We start from the raw sequence: 17,068 nt of genomic DNA on the forward strand, positions 1-17,068 counted from the left end.
TAACATGTTATTAATCGGCGAAAAGCGTTGAAAAATGTATTGGGATAATGTGGATAAAAGTTATTCACAGGATGGCTGTGCCACTTTTTCTAGCAAAAATTTTTTTTGAGAATTATAGATTTTTGATTTTTTTCCTTACTGCGGTCGTGTATTCACCTCAAAAATCCATATCTTTCCGCTGCGGTCTATCCCGTAATCAAAACCAAGCGAACCGACGCCCGGAAAAGCATTTTCCATAATGCGCACGCAGGTATTGGTCAGCTTTCGCATTTCCCCGCGTTTGCGGGCGGACGCTTTCGGGCCCAGCGATCGCGCCAGCCCTGCACGCGCGCTTAACATCGTTCCACCTTTGCAAAGATTGGTGACAAACAGTCCCGGCCGGGCAAGGCGCCCCACCATGGCACGATATACCCACTTACCATTAATCTTACCGACTTTGACCCGGTAATCGATCGGCCGTCCGGAGATCGTGGCCAGATGAATGCCCTGCTGAATCATGTATTTCCGCCCGACCTTGGCGCGGTTTAACGCCTGAAACATCGCCTTGAATCTGGAGAATGCTCTCCGCTTTGACATATAGGTAAAAGCGTAAACCCCACCTTCGTAAGTGACCTTAATAACGCCGTATCCCCCGCCGCCGCGAATCGGTTTGATCACGACCATGCCAAACTGATGCAGCATCTGCTTCAGGGAGTCGGCGCTGTACAATCGGGTAAGCGGTATGTGGGGGGCCACGTCCGCGTTGCTGAGTAGCGCCTCGGTTTTCAGCCATTTATTGGCCAGCTGTCTTCCCGCCATTACACCATCCCCTTTCTCGCACTATACGATATACTACTCGAAGAAAGAGAGATATTCTTGGATGTTTGTCCGAGACCTCCCGCCCCTTTTCCCGATAGCCCCTTCGGAAGCGCGCGGATGGTCTTTTTCCCCAGCTTTTTTTGCAATTTTGGGGAATTAGCGTATATGATGGGGACAACAAGGTATATATCCTCTCAAGAAAGGAGAATGAAAGTTTTGGATACGGGGCAATCGTTTGAGGCCAAATTTTTTCAAATATTGTACTGGTTTGCGATGATCGCGATGTCGCTTATTCTGGCGGCGATTACCGTTGCCTTGTTCCTGACCGGGTTTAAAATGATCAAAAGCTCGCGCAAAGGCTTAGGGATCGGCTGCATCGTCTTCTCGCTGGTCGCCGCCGGCATGGTCGTGATGATGGTAAACCGGCAATTTTTCTAGGATGAAAATAGGCCCCCCGGCTGCGGATCATTGATTCAGGACGTTACCGGCGCCAATTTTTTTTGGAACCAAACCGTTCTGATACGTATTACTACATATAAAAAAATTAAAATCTTAAATGTTTGCCTGAATCAGGATTACAGGGGGTTAAAATTGCATGGGAACCACTCAGCTTTGGAGTGAACGGTTCAAAAAGCTATTCATCAACAATCGTTTTGTGCTGTTTCTGCTGATTTTGCTGCTTATTGGCTTGAATATTTTCGTATTCACCAAAATCTCGTTTGTGTTCACACCAGTCACGGTGCTGCTCAAAACCGTGCTGCTGCCGATCCTGCTGACTGGGGCGATTTACTACTTGCTGAATCCGCTTGTGGATTGGCTGGAGGGGAAAAGAGTCCGGCGAGTATACACTATTACCGCCTTGTATCTTTTCATCGCGGGGGTCATCACGGTGGTGATCATGAGCGTTGTTCCCCTGGTGAAGGAGCAGGTGACCGGCCTGATCGAAAATATTCCGCAATACAGCACCGAAATTCAGGCGCAATTTGAAGATCTGATCGGGGGCAATTTCTTTTCTCAGCTCCAGGAATCGACGGGCTTCAACCCGAACGACCTCGGCAACACGTTATCCGAACGAGCTACCGCGCTGTTCAATAGCGCCTGGTCCGGCATCGGCGGCTTCATCGGAGCGGTCAAAAACGTCGTGCTGGCGATCGTTACCGTACCGTTTATTTTGTTCTACCTGCTGAAGGACGGCAAAAAACTGCCGCATTTTATTCTAAGATTCGTTCCCGTCCGTCTCCGTCAGCAAACCCACCATGTTATGACGGAAATGAACGGCCAGATCAGCTCCTACATCCGCGGGCAAATTATCGTCAGCTTCTGCATCGGGGCGCTGATGTACGTCGGCTTCCTGATTATCGGCCTCGACTATTCGCTCGTACTGGCCATCATCGCCGCGTTTACGAGCATCGTGCCGTATCTGGGACCGGCGATTGCGATTACGCCCGCATTGATCATCGCCCTCGTCACGTCGCCGATCATGCTGGTAAAGCTGATTATCGTCTGGACGGTAGTGCAATTGATCGAAGGCAAGTTTATTTCGCCGCAAATTATGGGGAAGTCGCTGAAAATCCATCCGATCACGATCATTTTCGTCATCCTGACCGCCGGCAATCTGTTTGGGGTGTTTGGCATCATTTTGGCCGTCCCGGGATACGCCGTGCTCAAAGTCATCTGCACTCACCTGTTCCAATGGTTCGAACGGCGTTCGGGCCTGTACGAGCCGGAGGCAAACGCCGTGGTCGTGGAGGATCATGTGGAAAGCGTGAACGGAACCAAAGAATAACCCTGCGGGAGGGACTTCAATATGTGCGGGCGGTTTACGATTACACTGCCGATCGATGAATTAATGTTGCATTACCTTATCCAGGAATCAACGATCTTCAATTATATGCCGAGGTATAATGCCGCCCCGATGCAGTTTATCCCCGCGATCATCCAGGGCAAAACGGGCAACCGGCTGGGTGAACTGCGTTGGGGGCTGGTGCCTTCCTGGGCGAAAGACGACAAAATCGGCAACAAAATGATCAATGCCCGGGCCGAGACGTTAACCGAAAAACCCTCCTTCGCCCGCCTGCTGGCTTCCCGGCGCTGCATCATCCCGGCCGATGGTTTCTACGAATGGCAGCAGCGGGAGGGGTTTAAGCAGCCGTACCGGATTGTTATGCAGAGCGGCGCCCCGTTCTCTCTGGCCGGGCTTTACGACATTTGGGCGGACGCAGACGGGAATAAACTGGCCACCTGTACAATCATTACTACGGAGCCCAATGCGCTGATGGCCGAAATCCATAACCGCATGCCGGTCATCCTCCGCCAAGAAGACGAGGCCGAATGGCTGGCACGCGACCTTGCGGACGTCCCCGCCCTGCTCCGCTTGCTCCGGCCCTACGATGCCGACCAAATGCGCGCCTATCCGGTCTCGCCGAAAGTCGGCAACGTCCGGAACGATTCGCCTGAGCTGCTGGAGGAAGTGAAGTAGGCGGGTTGGTGTGTCTGGCCGGTGAACGCATAGATTAAATTTGGACTAGGAGGATTACATTGGACAACCTGAATATTATTCCTGGGCAATCCATAGGAGACATAAAGTTGGGGATGACCAAAACCCAGGCTGAAAATGCTATCAAGTCGCATGCCGATCTATATGCGAAAATAGAGTATGATTCAAATGATAAAGTCCATTTTATCGAGATAGGTTATGGCGAGGCTGACAGATATCGGTGTTTTTATAGAGATATTGATCTATTTAATACAAAAGTGACCGAATTAGTAGAGATTCTTGATCAAGTATCTCCATATGATCGAAATGATAGTGAACTAGGGTATACGTATAATTTTCCGGAGATTGGTCTGTCATTATGGAGACCCGTTATTTTAACGGAAGAAGATCTCCAACAAGACTGGTTTAAGGAACTTTCTCCTGATCTGCAAGAGGATGAAATGAAGCATCTGTATTTTGAAGCAGTTGCGGTGTATAAACCAAGCGAATACTATTAAGTCAAAAGGCGCGGTGTTCTCAACTAGAGAACCCGGGCCTTTATTTTAGTTATTCAGCCGCGTGCCGAAACGGCGGAGACGCAGCATAAAGAAGATGATATACTTGGATGTGCACGCAAAAATACGAAAGGTTAGGTGAGGCCGCTTGATCCGGGTCATCTTGTATTTATTGGCCATTATCAGCGCAAACGTAATAACGGCGGCCTTTTCTCCTCTGGTTTGGGGGCCGTTTATCGTTCCGATGGGGACGTTTCTGATAGGTGCGACATTTATTCTTCGGGACCTGGTGCAAAAACGGATCGGACGCCGCGCAACATACTTGGTAATTTTAGCAGCTCTAGTCTTGTCCGCAATCTCGTCGGCCCTGCTTGGCGACACGCTGCTTATCACCGTGGCCAGTGCGATTACTTTTGCGCTATCCGAAACGATTGATACCGAGATATTTACACGGCTAAAGGCCAGCCTGGCAAAGCGTGTGCTATACAGCGGCCTGGTTGGCGGCGCGATTGATAGCACGGTTTTTGTCATCGTCGGACTTTCCCCGTTAGGGGCCGGAATCCTTCCGTGGTCTGCGGTTCCGGCAGCCATTCTCGGCCAGTACCTCGTAAAATCGGCCATGCAGGCAATTGGAGCCGGTGTTGTCTCGCGTATATTGCAACATAAGAAAAACGCCTAACGGCGTCCTTTAATGGCTCTGACTTCTACTTTGGACGTTACTCTAAGGGACACCAGCGACCTTATCCGCCTATTTCCCGGGTATTTCCCAGCCTAACGGACACAGGCGACCCTATTTCGCTCTAAACCTGTTCATCCAGGACGATTTGAGGTAAATAACGTCATCTGTGTCCGTTACATTTTGCAAACCCCCGTTTTTTCGAAAATAACGGCTCTGGAGTCCCTTAGCCCCCTAATTCATTTTATTTTCTCTCGTGCTTGTTATGAATTTGTCTAATCTACTCTTAAATAATTCCGGTTGATTTTTAACGCTCTGGATTGTGTCGATCCGAACTCTTTTATAAAGATCCGGAAAAGCCATAAAATTCTCATATACTTGCTTTTCCTCTTTTAGCCTTTGCTCTATCCCCTTATCTATACTAAAAGAATCTGGATTCATATCAGGGAGAACCTTTCTTCCCCCATCTCTCATTAGCCCCAACTTTTCAAGGCGGCGGGCACGTTCTTTATTTAATTCAGTCCACGAGCTTTTTTTACTTCTAGGAGACAGTCTCTGCGCCAGCTCCGTTTCAGATATTTTCTTTTTGACTCCATCAATCCATCCAAAGCACAACGCTTCCTCTACGGCGTCCAAATATAACAACACATCTTTCCTGCAGCCAAATCCTTAAATCTCCTCTCGATTTTATTTGAATTAAATTTTCAATTTCCATCATTAAAATCCCTTTTCCTTTATAATTTGATTATATTTCTTAACATTTGATTTTTTTTATAAATAGTACATTAAAAAATGGTCTTCAGTTGCAAGACCATTTTTTGGAATGAGTTACTGTTTGTTTGAAATTACGTTATCAAGAAACCGATCCGCGTCGCTATTAAATTTCCAGGAAACTCCGAACTGATCAACCAGCATTCCAAAACACGAAGACCAAGACGTATTGGATAACGGCATTACAACATGGCCGCCAACAGACAACTGTTTAAAGTATTCTTCCAATGTTGGTTTATCATCATTGACCAGACTAATAAGTACATTATTTCCTTTCACCAGTTCCCCTGTTACCGCCATCATGGAAGGTAAAATGTCCGATATCATGACTTTCCCGCCTGCAAATTCGATTGAAGACTCCATGATCATATTTAATTCATTTTCCGGCAATGGATAGTTTGGATCTTGCGGGAAATCCTTAAATTTTACTTTTTTAACTTCTTTCGCATTTAAAGCCTTCGAATAAAAACCAATCGCTTGTTCTGCAACTCCGTCAAAATTTAAATATACAATAGCTGACATAAAGCAAAACCTCCTTCTTGTTATAAATGCAGTATAATGAATAAGAGGTGACATATGTATGTCACCATTTATAAATAAAGTACAAAAGAAGAGGCTCAACCTAATAATCAGCGCTTGACAGTCAAGCCGGTAACCGATCATGGTAAGAAATATCGGAAGGCCGGTGGGGTCGGCAGTTCAACATCCGCTGTCCGGACGCTTTGCACGATTATCCCGTTTGATCTGGAAGCATAGAGAAACATAAAATCAGAAAAAGAAAATATGTTTGGGAGAACATCTTTGAGATCGTTAGACAGGTTTGTGGAAGGAGGTTTAGGCGAAGTGAAGCAGACCTGACGGGAGGAATGGGGCAAGGCACCGGGAAAAATGAAAGGACCGTGATAAGTCCCCCCTCTCCCCCCTGTACAAAAGGGATAATCGTGCAAAGCAGCATGCAGGGATACCAAGACACGAACGCTATCATAATTTATTTTGTCAAGCACTTATCTCGGTTTTGAACCAAAAAGAAGGAGAAAATATGGAAAAGGTTGAGAGATTAATATCCATCATCATGATATTGCTGAAAAAGGATGTTGTTTCAACCAAAGAATTCACACAATTATTTAACGTTTCCAAAAGAACGATTCTTCGTGATATGGAAACACTGAGTTTATCAAACATTCCCATCTATTCTGTCAACGGGGTTCATGGCGGCTATGGTATTATGGATGAATACAAATTTGATAAACGTCTTTTAAGCAGCTCCGACTTGGAGAATATATTGACTGCGCTCGGCGGATTGGAACAAATTCTTATTAGCGAAGAAGTTGCAGTGACTATAAAAAAAATAGAAGCCATGGTTAGCCCATTGTCGCCGAAAGGTTCAATCCAACTGTCATTTTATGATTGGGAGGGCCGGTCTGAAATTCTTCAAACCTTGAAGAAGTGTCAAGAAGCAATTTTAGCGAGAAGGTTAATTACTTTTAATTATATCGATAAAAATGGCATGAAAACGAATAGAATGGTCGAGCCATACCAGCTTCATTTTAGCGAAACGAGTTGGTATTTGAAAGGCTTCTGTTTGCATCGCATGAGATATAGAACATTTAAATTATCTCGGATCGATCATCTTCATATGGATGAAAAAACATTTAACCCTAGAGATTTTTCATTAGAACAGGAACATGAAGCCAGTTATCAACCGGAACTAGTCGCTGTAAAAGCGTTGATTTCGCCCAGCATAAAAGATCATTTCATGGAAAGGTATGGTCGAAAGAGTATTGAAAACTATAGTTCTGAACTTTTTTTGGCAACCATTCATGTTCCTCAAAACAGTATTGGATTTCAATTTTTAGCAAGCTTCGGTACAAATTTAGAAATCGTAGAGCCCAAATCATATGTTGAAGAATTTCGAAATTATTTACTTAAAATGGTGGATAAATATTCCTAAAGGTCCCTTACGGTGTTGGCGCACCTTGAGCCTTTGCAGCCGCGTAGGTTCATTGGGGAGCCGGCCCTATCGTACAACTCGGAACTTTTCCCCGGCGTCCGGATCGTTCATAACACATTCGACAAGAAAGTCGAGCGCCGACATCCGTAACAGGCAAGCAGCCACTTCCGCGACAATCTCGTCCGTCTGCTCGATCCCCTTCGCGACCCGAACGGAATACTTGATCTCGCGTGAAATGTAAAGGCGCGGATGGTTTGCAATGTCGGCATAACGCGTGACACAGCGCAAAACAAGATAGTTACCGCTAAAATATAGCGCCAGGTCGTCGCGGATTAGCCACGCCCGGTGCAGATCATAATCGAGCGGATCGCTGCAGAAATAGCCATCGACGACCAAAACGCGTTCAAGATCAATGGTTTCCGGCATATGCAAGCACCTCCAATATTTCGAGCGCAGTCATAGCGGCGATTTCCTGAATCGTTAGCTTTTGCGGCAGATTGGCGTCAAACAATACGCTGCCGGGATCGCTGACCGTCCGCAGCCCGCTCTCCGTTTCAATGACTCTCTCAACAACGAGATACGTGCCTGTGCCGGATCGATCCACGTAGGCCGCGATATTTTCGCTTAATTTGAACCCATCGTAAACAAGCACGCTCGTTTCGCCTAAACCGTCGGGGTCTTCGCAAATCTCCGTTACTTTTACGAAGTTCACTCGAATCATCCCTACAATGCCGCTAAGTCCTTCTTAAATTTGAAATAATTAACCTTAAATCAATCCAGTTTCCGCCGCGTGTCCGGACATATAGCCGCCCGTTTATCCGCCGGCCTCCGCGATACATGGCCTTCGCCTCCTAAATCTAAAAATGGGTGCGACAAAGTAGCGCAAAACTATGTTTTTTTGCGAAATAACAATGTATACTATTGATTGTACGTTAACGCGTACAACTCTTAGTTTGATTATACCGTACGCATATACGTACAGTCAAGACTTTTGAGGAGGTAATTTTATGGCATTGAAAGTAAAGGTCACTTTTGGGGAACTTCTCACTGAAAGAGGTATGTCATTAAATGAACTTTCGACGCGGTCAAACGTGCGGCGAGCTGCTCTTTCGGAATTAGTCAACGGAAAGCGGGAAAACATCAATTTTGAACATATTGTTAAAATAGCCGAAGCATTGGGGACTAACGATATAAGCAAGATCATAATGCTGGTTGATAGTGAAAAATGATCTATTTCACTAAAGTTAATAAATGAACCTATTAAGTGCAATTTCGTACATACCATCCACCGACCATCTAGTATAATTAAGAAAAAAAGGGAAGACATCTAAAATTTGTCATCAATATTTATCCTAATTATTTCTACAATACTTTTACTGCATACTCTTCAAAAGATCAGGCCAGCAGAGAAGTTCGTATGCCCAACGTGTGGTCGCGTATTACGTAAGGAAAGGCTTATAGATGCCCGAGATGTGACAGGTGATTTTACGCGCACATAGGATAGTTACCAATTTAATTTTAAAAAGCGCAGACCTTCGGAGCAAAATCCCTTGCATTGAGTCTGCGCTTTTTTGTTTCTGAAAGAGCGGATAACCGATGATGTTAAGTTTAATTTATTCCCTCTCGGATTCGCCCGACCGAATCTCCCGACAAATCAAGTCGAAAATATCAATATCAGAAACCGCAACAACTCCGATATGCGAAGCCAGCTGTCTAAAACGTCACGATTCCGACGTAATTCCGGAAACCTACGAAATCGTGGCGGTTCGTCTGCGCCAATATCGCTTTGACTTTGAGAGGGCGAAAAAAATCTAACGGTTGTGGGCGACGCTATTTGGCTAAAAACGAGTGAATACAAATTGTAACGGTTGCCAGCGAGCCTATTTCCCGTACTATCGGCAGTAATGGGGCAGTTTTGCCTAAATAAGCGCGATGACAACCGTTAAAATAGAAACCACTGCTTTTTCGCTCGAATAAGCCCGATTACAACCGTTAGCGTAGAAAATATTCCGAATAGCTTGATCATTCAAGATTAACCCGTTAATCAAGCATCGATTTTTAGGTATGGCGTAATCAACAAGCGTCCTTTCGCACAGCCCCTCAGCCCTTTTAGCGCTTATCACAAAGTCCAGCGGGTCCAGTGTGATTCGTAGATACTCACGGACTGTCCGGGCCCTTGGGAACGCGTCTCTCCCGTTTTTTCAATATCATAATAAAACGACCTCCAAAGCGTGTATTTACGCAATAGAGGCCGAGATCTTCAACCCTAAAACGCTCATTTCGGGGTTGTTAATGTACAGTTAATCGGGGTCGATAACGCTCAATTTAGCACTGCAATCCGCATCCCCAAACGTTCATTTGAGCAATGGTTTCCGTTTCGGCTTGCGCTTGGATCAACGGATGAAACCGCGAGCTACGCCCCTCCTCAATCACAAGGCTGCGGCTGCCCCTCTTCATCTTTAAAGCGGAACGATTGTCCGCAGCCGCAGGTGGCGATGGCGTTTGGGTTGTGGATGGTGAAGCCGCCGCTCATGCCGGATTCCTTGAAATCGATCTCCAGCCCGTTCAGATAACGGATGCTCTCCTTTTCGACCACCACTTTAAGCCCTTTGACGTCCATATACACGTCTTCTTCGCTCTCCTGATCGTCAAGTCCCATGCCATATGAAAAACCGCTGCAGCCGCCGGGATTGACCCCGACACGAAGGAACATGTTCGGCGTTTCCTCCTCAGCGAGCATATCTTTAATTCGCGCCAGCGCGCTATCGGTAATTGTAATCATGTTTTTCACACTCCTTTATAAGAAATTATACTCCACAACCCGAATCCGCTCAACAAATCCAATAAATCCGATAAATCCGATAAATGCGATATTTCTCATTGCCGGATCATTTTCCAAGGGGTAGGCTTATTGCCCCCTTAAAAAGTGAGGTTTATAATAGGATGGTGGTTTCATTGTCAGAATCGTTGGAAACGGAGGGAATGTCATGTCCACAGTCGTCACCCCCAACACGGAGCAAAAAATGGCGGAAATTGTCGATAAAGTACGCCGCGGGGAACGCCTCACTCTGGAGGACGGGGTCTATTTATATGAAAGCGACGATATATTGACAATTGGGCAATTAGCCAATGAGGTCAATTTGCGGAAAAATGGGAAAAAGGTTTATTTTATCGAAAATATGAGCTTGTACTTTACGAATGTGTGCGAGTCGCACTGCGCATTCTGCAGCTTCCGCAAAGATCAGGGCGAAGAAGGAGCGTACACATTGTCCGGCGAGGAAATGGTTGCTTTCGTGGAGCAGCATATTACCCCCGGCGTTCGAGAATTCCATATCGTAGGTGGGCATAATAATCATGTCCCTTTTCAATATTATGTGGATTCGCTCAAAGCGCTGAAGGAGCGTTTTCCGCATGTGACTCTCAAGGCCTATACGGCGGCGGAAATCGAATTTTTCACCCGGATTAGCGGCCTCAGCACCAAGGAAGTGCTGGTGGCGCTGCAAAAAGCCGGCTTGCAGTCGTTAACCGGCGGCGGCGCGGAAATTTTGTCCGACCAATACCGGGAAAAAATGAAGGTGGAAAAAGCGAATGTCCAGCAGTATTTGGACGTTCACCGGACCGCTCACGAGTTAGGCATGAAAACACCGACGACGATGCTGTACGGCTCGATCGAATCGTATGAGGACCGGATTCGCCACATGATTCAAATTCGCGAGCTCCAGGACGAGACCGGCGGATTTAGCGTGTTTATTCCGTTGTCCATGCAGCCGCGCAACAAAAACGCCAGCATTATGCGCCGGAATTCCGCGTATGAGGATCTCAAAACGATCGCGATCAGCCGGCTGATGCTCGATAATATCCAGCATATCAAGGCGTATTTCATCAATATCGGCGTGCAGCTGACGCAAGTCGCCCTCACGTTCGGAGCTTCCGACGTGCACGGCACGATTTTGAAGGAGCAAATCAGCCATGCGGCCGGAGCGCAAACGCCGGAAGGGCTCACGCTGAAAGAGCTGATCTGGCTCGTCAAAGGGGCCGGACGCATCCCGGTCGAGCGGGACACATTCTACAACGAAATCAAAGTTTACGAATAAAGCCCGGATCAAGCCTTGCGCCTGAAGTTCCGGCAAAAGGGGAATTCGAATGAAGAAACCGTTCGTTATTCTTGGCGGAGGGTATGGCGGAACGACCGTGATTCACGAGCTGTTCAAAAGCCGGATCCCTTCGGACATACAAGTCGTCCTCGTTGATCGAATGCCCTTTCAAAGCCTAAAAACCGAATACTACGCCCTGGCGGCAGGAACCGCTTCCGACCATGAATTGCGGGTTCCTTTTCCCGATTATCCCGAGCTTAGGATCAAATACGGGGAAGTCGCCTCGGTGGACCTGGAGCAGCGGCGCATTTTATTTCAGGACGGCGATCCGCTGGAATATGACCAGTTGGTTATCGCGCTGGGATGCTCCGACAATTTTCACGGGATTCCCGGAGCGGAGGAGTATTCCTGCACTATCCAGTCGTTCGCCGCGGTTCGCGAAACGTATTTGCGGCTGAACAACGCGAAGCCTTACAGTAAAATCAACATCGTCGGCGGAGGACTCAGCGGCGTCGAAATCGCCGCCGAGCTGCGGGAGAGCCGGCCGGACCTGAATATCGCCATCATTGACCATGGTTCGCGCGTGCTCTCCGCTTTTCCGCCGAAGCTTTCGGAATACGTGGAAAAATGGTTCCATGAGCATGAGGTTGAAACGCTGTCGCACATTGCGATCCAATCCCTCGAACCCGGAGTTATTCACCACGAACAAGGCGACATCCTTTCCGATGTCACCGTCTGGACGGCCGGCATCCGCCCCGTCGACATCGTGCAGGCGCTGAATGTGGCCAAGGATCGTCAGGGCCGCGTGCTGCTGAACGAATACCATCAAATTCCGGAGCATCCGGAAGTATTCGTGTGCGGCGACTGTGCCAGCTTGCCGTTTTCGCCCAGCGCCCAGGCGGCCGAAGGACAAGGCCATCAAATCGCCCACATCGTCTCCGCACTGTGGCTCGGCGAACAGCCCCGGCTGCACCCGATCAAGCTGAAAGGGACGCTGGGTTCTTTGGGCAGAAAAGCCGGTTTTGGCCTCATGGGCAAAACGCAGGTGAAGGGCCGCGTCCCGCGCCTGCTCAAAAGCGGCGTGTTGTGGATGTCCAAGCATCATATTGGATAAACTCGGAATGTGCCTGATGTAATTTGCGTTAGTCCGCGGACGCGGATTCCTTGATTTTGATCAGAATCCGCTCATACAGCTGGTGGGCGTTCTCCGCCTCCACCGGCTCCCCGTCGACCAGAACATATGGGAACATAAAGCAGGTGCCGCAGTTGGTCAGGCAGCCGTATTCGTAAACATCGCACTCCTGCCGCTCGCGCACTTTGCGGATTGCCTCGTCGGTCCCAAAACCGGCATTGTTTGCACAAAATTCAATAATCGGTTTCACTTTTCGGCCTCCCGCTTAAGAAGCATTTAAATTTTATCTATTCTGTATTATAATAAGTCAAGAAAGGAGTTGAACATAGATGAGCGAAAATGTACAAGATAGATTGTATGATGAAGTTTCCGAAGTGCTCGACAAACTGCGTCCTTTCCTGCAACGTGACGGCGGCGACGTTGAATTGGTCGACGTGGAGGACGGCATCGTCAAACTGAGATTGATGGGTGCCTGCGGCAGCTGCCCAAGCTCCACCATCACGCTCAAAGCGGGGATCGAACGCGCCCTGTTTGAAGAAGTGGAAGGCGTGGAAGAGGTAGTCCAAGTATTCTAAGACCATCATGATGCAATAATAAACTCGGCCCAACCGGTTTTAGCCGGCGAGGCCGAGTTTTTTTGCTTTGTTATGTCGGTTTGATCCACGGACGGATCGGGTCCAGTCCGCCGGAAATGTCCATAATGTTCCCGGTGATGAAATCGGAGTCCGGATGGCACAAAAAAGCGATGACGCGGGCAATGTCTTCACCGCTGCCGGGCCGGCCGAGCGGTGTTTCGCCGTCTTGCTTCTCCCTCGCTTCGCGGATCGAAATCTCCTTGTTCCGCCCGCGAATGTCGCCGGGACATACCATATTAACGGTGATCCCATACGGCGCTTCTTCGACGGCGAGCGTCTTCGTAAAGGAGACGAGCCCCGTCTTGGCGGCGGCATACACCGCGCGGTGCGGCCAGGCCCGGGATTCCGCCGCGTGTCCGAAGCCGAAGTGGATGATCCGTCCCCAGCTTTTTTCCCGCATGCCCTTTAGCACCTGATGATCCAGCAACATCGTCCCGACAAGGTTGCCGTTGATCATCTCCAGCACTTCAGCCTGGCTGTAATCGGCAAACAGCTTGCGTTCCCGGATGAAAGGGCCGGCATTGTTGACGAGGATATCGATCGTCCCCAAGCTTTCATTTACCTGCCGGGCCAGATCTTCGATTTGCTCTCCGTGCGATATGTCCGCCTGCACCGCGATGCAGCGCACGCCCATCCGCTCGATTTCGGAACGAAGGGAGAGCGCTTCCGATTCGCTATGTACGTAATTCAGCGCGATATTGCAGCCTTGCGCGGCCAACGTGAGCGCCGTCTTTTTTCCGAGACCTTTGGCGCTCCCGGTGATTAGGGCTACCTTACCCAGCAACGTTCCTACTCCTCCTCCCAAACTGCACATTTATCTCAAGTATAAAAGATTTGGGACGTTCCCACAAACGGCCAAACACTTTACATCGCTTTGAGCTTGTACAGACTATGGTACAACTCCGCCAATAAGTTGAAGCCGGACGAAAGATCCGGAACCAGCCCGGAACTGAACAACTTGTCGTTAACGGCCTCGTTATGAACCAAATACAGGTTTTGGTTAACTATCTTTCCGGCTGGATAAGTTATTCTGCAAACTCATTCGTTTCCCCTTTATTTTGGAACTGGGGACTTCATCCTGGACATGCTAAAGGACAGGAGCGCCCTTATTTACCGAAAAAAGCGGCGTTGTATTTTTTAACGGACAGGAAAAGCCTTATTTGCCTAAAATAAGCCCAAAATGTTCCTGTAAAGGCTAAATAAGGTCAACTGTGTCCGTTAAACTCCTAAAATGCTTGATTTCGAGAAAATAAGGTTATTTCAGTCCGTTAGCCCGCCCCACGCAAAAAAATCCCGCTGCTTTAGCAGCGGGATATCTATAATAATGGCTTAAAACACCGGCACAAGCGCGCCTTTGTACGTATCGTTGATGAACGTTCTGACCTCGTCGGATGTCAGCGCTTTGGCCAGCTTTTGGATCGCCTCGGAATCTTTGTTGTCCGGACGGGCTACCAAAAGGTTGGTGTACGGCGAGTCTTTGTCCTCAATGAACAAAGCGTCCTTCGTTGGGTTCAAATCGGCTTCCAGCGCATAGTTTGTGTTGATCAGCGCCAGATCCACTTCCGCCAACTGACGAGGCAGCATGGCCGCGTCGACTTCTTTAAACTGCAGCTTTTTCGGATTTTCCGCAATGTCCTTTTTCGTGGCGGTAATGCCGGCGCCCTCTTTCAGCTTGATCAAGCCTTGTTTTTGCAGCAGCAACAGCGCGCGTCCGCCGTTCGTCGGGTCGTTCGGAATCGCCACTTTTGCGCCGTCCGGAATTTCGTCCACGGATTTGTATTTGTTCGAGTAAGCGCCAAACGGCTCAACGTGAACGCCTACGACCGGAACGAGGTCAAAACCGTTTTGTTTGTTTTGCTCGTCAAGATAAGGCTGATGCTGGAAATAGTTTGCGTCGAGCTCTTGTTCATATAGTTGTACATTAGGCTGCACATAGTCGGTGAACTCTTTAACTTCAAGCTCAATGCCTTCCTCTTTCAATTTCGGAGCGATAAACTTTAAAATGTCGGCATGAGGCGACGTTGCGCCTACCACCAGTTTCACCGGTTCAGCCGCAGTATTCGTGTCTCCGCCTTCCGAACTGCCTTCGGCAGCCCCGGCATTCGTCGCACCGGCGTTTCCGCCTGCGGCGCTGCCCGCACCGCTATTTGCCGCATTGTTGCTGCCGCAAGCGGCAAGCACCAATACAAGCGCCAATGTAAACAAAGATAAAGTCCATTTTTTCATTGCAGTTCTTCCCCCTTAAAATGTGTTTTGAATAAGGATTGATATATATTTGAGTAGTTCCTTATTTCCGCGTAAAAAAGATAACCAGCCGGTCGCCCAGCATTTGCAGCACTTGCACCAGGATGACCATGAATACGACAGAGACGATCATCACTCCCGATTCGTAACGGTAGTAACCGTAACGGATGGCCAGGTCGCCAAGCCCGCCGCCGCCGACCATGCCCGACATCGCCGTGTAGGACACGAGCGTCACGACGGTGATCGTCATCCCGGCGATCAGGCCGGGCAGCGATTCCGGCAGCAGCACCTTGCGGATGATTTGAAACGACGAGGCGCCCATCGCCTGGGACGCTTCAATCACCCCGCGATCGACTTCGCGCAGCGCCGTTTCCACCAAGCGGGCGAAAAACGGAGCGGCCCCGATCACCAGCGGCGGAATCGTTCCTTCCACGCCAGTCGAAACGCCCATGATCGCCCGGGTCACCGGAATCAAGGCGACGATCAGAATGATAAACGGCACCGAGCGCAGGATATTGACGATAAACGAGACAATCCGGTAAATCCAAGCGAGCACCGCGGACGATGAACGGGAACAGGTGAACAGCAGCACCCCAAGCGGAAGCCCGATCAAAAACGTGAACAGGGAGGCATATCCCAGCATTTTCAGCGTATCGATCGTGGCCGTGCCCATTTCGGGCCAATCCAACCCGGCGAAATCCACATTCCACATTATCCGATCACCTCCACATCAAGATCCCGTGCTTTCAGGAGCGCCAGCGTCCGGTCAACATCGGCGTCCTCGCCCTCAAAAGAAACGGTAAGCTGCCCGTACGGCACTTCCTTGATCGTCGAGATCGTCCCCTGCAGGATGGCGAAATTCACGCCGGTCTCCCGGACGACCTGGGACAATACCGACTCATACGTCTTCGCCCCGAGGAACGTTATCTTCACCAACCGTGACCATTCCGGACGCGGCACTGAAGCACCCAGCTTGATGCCTTCCTCCCCGGCGGCGTCCCGGTGAATAAACTCGCGCGTGACCGGATGCTTCGGCTTCAGGAACACCTCGGCCACCGGTCCTTCCTCGACGATGCCGCCCTCGTGAATGACCGCCACCCGGTCGCAGATGCTTTGAATGACGTGCATCTCGTGCGTAATGAGCAGGATCGTTAAATGAAACTTCTTATTAATGTCCAGCAGCAGCCTCAAAATCGAGTCCGTCGTTTGCGGATCGAGCGCCGAGGTCGCTTCGTCGCAAAGCAGGACGTCAGGGTCGCTCGCCAGCGCCCGGGCGATGCCAACCCGCTGCTTCTGGCCCCCGGACAGCTGCGCCGGATATTTATGGCGGTGCTCTTCCAGACCGACCAATGCCAGCAAGCTGCCCACCTTTTCCGCAATGACCGCCTTCGGCGTTCCGATCAGAGTCAGTGGAAAAGCGATGTTATCATAGACGGTGGCCGACGACAGCAGATTAAAATGCTGAAAAATCATGCCGATTTTGCGCCGCTGCTGCTGCAGCTCGCGTTTGCCCAGCTTCGTCAACTCCACGCCGCCGACCCACACCTCGCCTTGCGTCGGACGTTCCAGCAAATTGATGCAGCGGATCAGCGTGCTTTTGCCGGCGCCCGAGTGGCCGATGACGCCGAAGATTTCCCCTTTTTGCACGCTCATATTGAGGCCCGACAACGCGGTGGTCGACGTTTTTTTGCCGTTGTAAATTTTGGTGATGCCTTTTAGTTCAATCAAGCTCCTAACCCCCTTTTCCATACCATTTCCGCTTATAGAGGTTGTTCA

21 protein-coding genes and 1 pseudogene are annotated in these 17,068 nt (G+C 49.2%); 10 read left to right on the forward strand and 12 right to left on the reverse strand.

Going from position 1 to position 17,068, the window contains the following annotated elements:
- Positions 1-135: 135 nt before the first annotated feature.
- Positions 136-798, reverse strand: coding sequence for a YheC/YheD family protein (locus ACLD72_RS04655; RefSeq protein WP_410996233.1), 663 nt, complete (start codon positions 796-798; stop codon positions 136-138).
- Between the two features lie 207 nt (positions 799-1,005).
- Between ACLD72_RS04655 and ACLD72_RS04660 the strand changes: the two genes are divergently transcribed.
- The 5 genes from ACLD72_RS04660 (at position 1,006) to ACLD72_RS04680 (ending at position 4,468) form a co-directional block, all read left to right on the forward strand.
- Positions 1,006-1,236, forward strand: a complete 231-nt coding sequence (locus ACLD72_RS04660; RefSeq protein WP_410996235.1) for a hypothetical protein — start codon at positions 1,006-1,008, stop codon at positions 1,234-1,236.
- A gap of 157 nt (positions 1,237-1,393) precedes the next feature.
- Positions 1,394-2,584, forward strand: coding sequence for an AI-2E family transporter (locus ACLD72_RS04665; RefSeq protein ID WP_410996237.1), 1,191 nt, complete (start codon positions 1,394-1,396; stop codon positions 2,582-2,584).
- Between the two features lie 21 nt (positions 2,585-2,605).
- Positions 2,606-3,277, forward strand: coding sequence for an SOS response-associated peptidase (locus ACLD72_RS04670; RefSeq protein ID WP_410996239.1), 672 nt, complete (start codon positions 2,606-2,608; stop codon positions 3,275-3,277).
- A gap of 59 nt (positions 3,278-3,336) precedes the next feature.
- Positions 3,337-3,792, forward strand: a complete 456-nt coding sequence (locus tag ACLD72_RS04675; protein ID WP_410996240.1) for a hypothetical protein — start codon at positions 3,337-3,339, stop codon at positions 3,790-3,792.
- A 148-nt stretch (positions 3,793-3,940) separates the two neighbouring features.
- Positions 3,941-4,468 carry a VUT family protein gene (locus ACLD72_RS04680; RefSeq protein WP_410996516.1) on the forward strand — a complete coding sequence of 176 codons (528 nt, stop codon included), beginning with the start codon at positions 3,941-3,943 and terminating at the stop codon, positions 4,466-4,468.
- A gap of 231 nt (positions 4,469-4,699) precedes the next feature.
- Here ACLD72_RS04680 and ACLD72_RS04685 read toward each other — a convergent pair.
- Together ACLD72_RS04685 and ACLD72_RS04690 are read right to left on the reverse strand one after the other, a co-directional pair.
- Positions 4,700-5,180: pseudogene (locus ACLD72_RS04685) on the reverse strand (YdeI/OmpD-associated family protein).
- Between the two features lie 113 nt (positions 5,181-5,293).
- A complete protein-coding gene (locus ACLD72_RS04690) occupies positions 5,294-5,758 on the reverse strand; it encodes a VOC family protein (RefSeq protein WP_410996242.1) in 465 nt (154 codons plus the stop codon).
- 517 nt (positions 5,759-6,275) lie between these two features.
- Between ACLD72_RS04690 and ACLD72_RS04695 the strand changes: the two genes are divergently transcribed.
- Positions 6,276-7,187 (forward strand): helix-turn-helix transcriptional regulator, encoded by a 912-nt coding sequence (locus ACLD72_RS04695; RefSeq protein ID WP_410996244.1) that lies wholly within the window; start codon positions 6,276-6,278, stop codon positions 7,185-7,187.
- A 66-nt stretch (positions 7,188-7,253) separates the two neighbouring features.
- On the opposite strand, the gene ACLD72_RS04700 is transcribed toward ACLD72_RS04695, so the two are convergent.
- Positions 7,254-7,613, reverse strand: coding sequence for a hypothetical protein (locus tag ACLD72_RS04700; RefSeq protein ID WP_410996246.1), 360 nt, complete (start codon positions 7,611-7,613; stop codon positions 7,254-7,256).
- Positions 7,597-7,899 carry a hypothetical protein gene (locus ACLD72_RS04705; protein WP_410996248.1) on the reverse strand — a complete coding sequence of 101 codons (303 nt, stop codon included), beginning with the start codon at positions 7,897-7,899 and terminating at the stop codon, positions 7,597-7,599. Before ACLD72_RS04705 ends, ACLD72_RS04700 begins: the two co-directional genes overlap by 17 nt.
- Positions 7,900-8,194: 295 nt before the next feature.
- Between ACLD72_RS04705 and ACLD72_RS04710 the strand changes: the two genes are divergently transcribed.
- Positions 8,195-8,416 (forward strand): helix-turn-helix domain-containing protein, encoded by a 222-nt coding sequence (locus tag ACLD72_RS04710; protein ID WP_410996250.1) that lies wholly within the window; start codon positions 8,195-8,197, stop codon positions 8,414-8,416.
- Between the two features lie 1,196 nt (positions 8,417-9,612).
- On the opposite strand, the gene ACLD72_RS04715 is transcribed toward ACLD72_RS04710, so the two are convergent.
- Positions 9,613-9,969: a HesB/IscA family protein gene (locus tag ACLD72_RS04715; protein WP_410996252.1), complete on the reverse strand. Its 357-nt coding sequence runs from the start codon at positions 9,967-9,969 to the stop codon at positions 9,613-9,615.
- A gap of 205 nt (positions 9,970-10,174) precedes the next feature.
- Here ACLD72_RS04715 and mqnE point away from each other — a divergent pair, with 205 nt between their 5' ends.
- Both mqnE and ACLD72_RS04725 read left to right on the forward strand, forming a co-directional pair.
- Complete coding sequence (gene mqnE, locus ACLD72_RS04720) at positions 10,175-11,281, forward strand: aminofutalosine synthase MqnE (RefSeq protein ID WP_410996254.1); 1,107 nt, start codon at positions 10,175-10,177, stop codon at positions 11,279-11,281.
- A 49-nt stretch (positions 11,282-11,330) separates the two neighbouring features.
- Positions 11,331-12,395 carry an NAD(P)/FAD-dependent oxidoreductase gene (locus ACLD72_RS04725; RefSeq protein ID WP_410996256.1) on the forward strand — a complete coding sequence of 355 codons (1,065 nt, stop codon included), beginning with the start codon at positions 11,331-11,333 and terminating at the stop codon, positions 12,393-12,395.
- A 28-nt stretch (positions 12,396-12,423) separates the two neighbouring features.
- Here the strand turns inward: ACLD72_RS04725 and ACLD72_RS04730 are convergent, their stop codons facing one another.
- Positions 12,424-12,663: a YuzB family protein gene (locus ACLD72_RS04730; protein ID WP_410996258.1), complete on the reverse strand. Its 240-nt coding sequence runs from the start codon at positions 12,661-12,663 to the stop codon at positions 12,424-12,426.
- Between the two features lie 79 nt (positions 12,664-12,742).
- Between ACLD72_RS04730 and ACLD72_RS04735 the strand changes: the two genes are divergently transcribed.
- Positions 12,743-12,988, forward strand: coding sequence for a NifU family protein (locus ACLD72_RS04735; RefSeq protein WP_251591359.1), 246 nt, complete (start codon positions 12,743-12,745; stop codon positions 12,986-12,988).
- Between the two features lie 70 nt (positions 12,989-13,058).
- On the opposite strand, the gene ACLD72_RS04740 is transcribed toward ACLD72_RS04735, so the two are convergent.
- The 5 genes from ACLD72_RS04740 to ACLD72_RS04760 form a co-directional block, all read right to left on the reverse strand.
- Positions 13,059-13,832, reverse strand: a complete 774-nt coding sequence (locus ACLD72_RS04740) for an SDR family oxidoreductase (RefSeq protein WP_251591361.1) — start codon at positions 13,830-13,832, stop codon at positions 13,059-13,061.
- 80 nt (positions 13,833-13,912) lie between these two features.
- The gene (locus ACLD72_RS04745) at positions 13,913-14,035 is read right to left on the reverse strand and encodes a hypothetical protein (protein ID WP_458475584.1); all 123 of its coding nucleotides are present in this window, start codon (positions 14,033-14,035) and stop codon (positions 13,913-13,915) included.
- A gap of 342 nt (positions 14,036-14,377) precedes the next feature.
- Positions 14,378-15,274: a MetQ/NlpA family ABC transporter substrate-binding protein gene (locus ACLD72_RS04750; RefSeq protein ID WP_410996260.1), complete on the reverse strand. Its 897-nt coding sequence runs from the start codon at positions 15,272-15,274 to the stop codon at positions 14,378-14,380.
- Positions 15,275-15,335: 61 nt separating this feature from the next.
- Positions 15,336-16,004, reverse strand: a complete 669-nt coding sequence (locus ACLD72_RS04755) for a methionine ABC transporter permease (RefSeq protein ID WP_251591368.1) — start codon at positions 16,002-16,004, stop codon at positions 15,336-15,338.
- On the reverse strand, positions 16,004-17,020 hold the full coding sequence (locus tag ACLD72_RS04760) for a methionine ABC transporter ATP-binding protein (protein WP_410996263.1): 1,017 nt from the start codon (positions 17,018-17,020) through the stop codon (positions 16,004-16,006). Before ACLD72_RS04760 ends, ACLD72_RS04755 begins: the two co-directional genes overlap by 1 nt.
- Positions 17,021-17,068 lie beyond the last annotated feature (48 nt).

This window comes from Paenibacillus lacisediminis, from assembly GCF_046567315.2.

What these genes read in the sequence shown, in the direction of transcription:
- ACLD72_RS04655 (WP_410996233.1), bottom strand. Translation starts at nt 798, where the DNA reads ATGGCGGGAAGACAGCTGGCCAATAAATGGCTGAAAACCGAGGCGCTA.
- ACLD72_RS04660 (WP_410996235.1), top strand. Translation starts at nt 1,006, where the DNA reads ATGAAAGTTTTGGATACGGGGCAATCGTTTGAGGCCAAATTTTTTCAA.
- ACLD72_RS04665 (WP_410996237.1), top strand. Translation starts at nt 1,394, where the DNA reads ATGGGAACCACTCAGCTTTGGAGTGAACGGTTCAAAAAGCTATTCATC.
- ACLD72_RS04670 (WP_410996239.1), top strand. Translation starts at nt 2,606, where the DNA reads ATGTGCGGGCGGTTTACGATTACACTGCCGATCGATGAATTAATGTTG.
- ACLD72_RS04690 (WP_410996242.1), bottom strand. Translation starts at nt 5,758, where the DNA reads ATGTCAGCTATTGTATATTTAAATTTTGACGGAGTTGCAGAACAAGCG.
- ACLD72_RS04695 (WP_410996244.1), top strand. Translation starts at nt 6,276, where the DNA reads ATGGAAAAGGTTGAGAGATTAATATCCATCATCATGATATTGCTGAAA.
- ACLD72_RS04700 (WP_410996246.1), bottom strand. Translation starts at nt 7,613, where the DNA reads ATGCCGGAAACCATTGATCTTGAACGCGTTTTGGTCGTCGATGGCTAT.
- ACLD72_RS04710 (WP_410996250.1), top strand. Translation starts at nt 8,195, where the DNA reads ATGGCATTGAAAGTAAAGGTCACTTTTGGGGAACTTCTCACTGAAAGA.
- ACLD72_RS04715 (WP_410996252.1), bottom strand. Translation starts at nt 9,969, where the DNA reads ATGATTACAATTACCGATAGCGCGCTGGCGCGAATTAAAGATATGCTC.
- mqnE (WP_410996254.1), top strand. Translation starts at nt 10,175, where the DNA reads ATGTCCACAGTCGTCACCCCCAACACGGAGCAAAAAATGGCGGAAATT.
- ACLD72_RS04725 (WP_410996256.1), top strand. Translation starts at nt 11,331, where the DNA reads ATGAAGAAACCGTTCGTTATTCTTGGCGGAGGGTATGGCGGAACGACC.
- ACLD72_RS04735 (WP_251591359.1), top strand. Translation starts at nt 12,743, where the DNA reads ATGAGCGAAAATGTACAAGATAGATTGTATGATGAAGTTTCCGAAGTG.
- ACLD72_RS04750 (WP_410996260.1), bottom strand. Translation starts at nt 15,274, where the DNA reads ATGAAAAAATGGACTTTATCTTTGTTTACATTGGCGCTTGTATTGGTG.
- ACLD72_RS04755 (WP_251591368.1), bottom strand. Translation starts at nt 16,004, where the DNA reads ATGTGGAATGTGGATTTCGCCGGGTTGGATTGGCCCGAAATGGGCACG.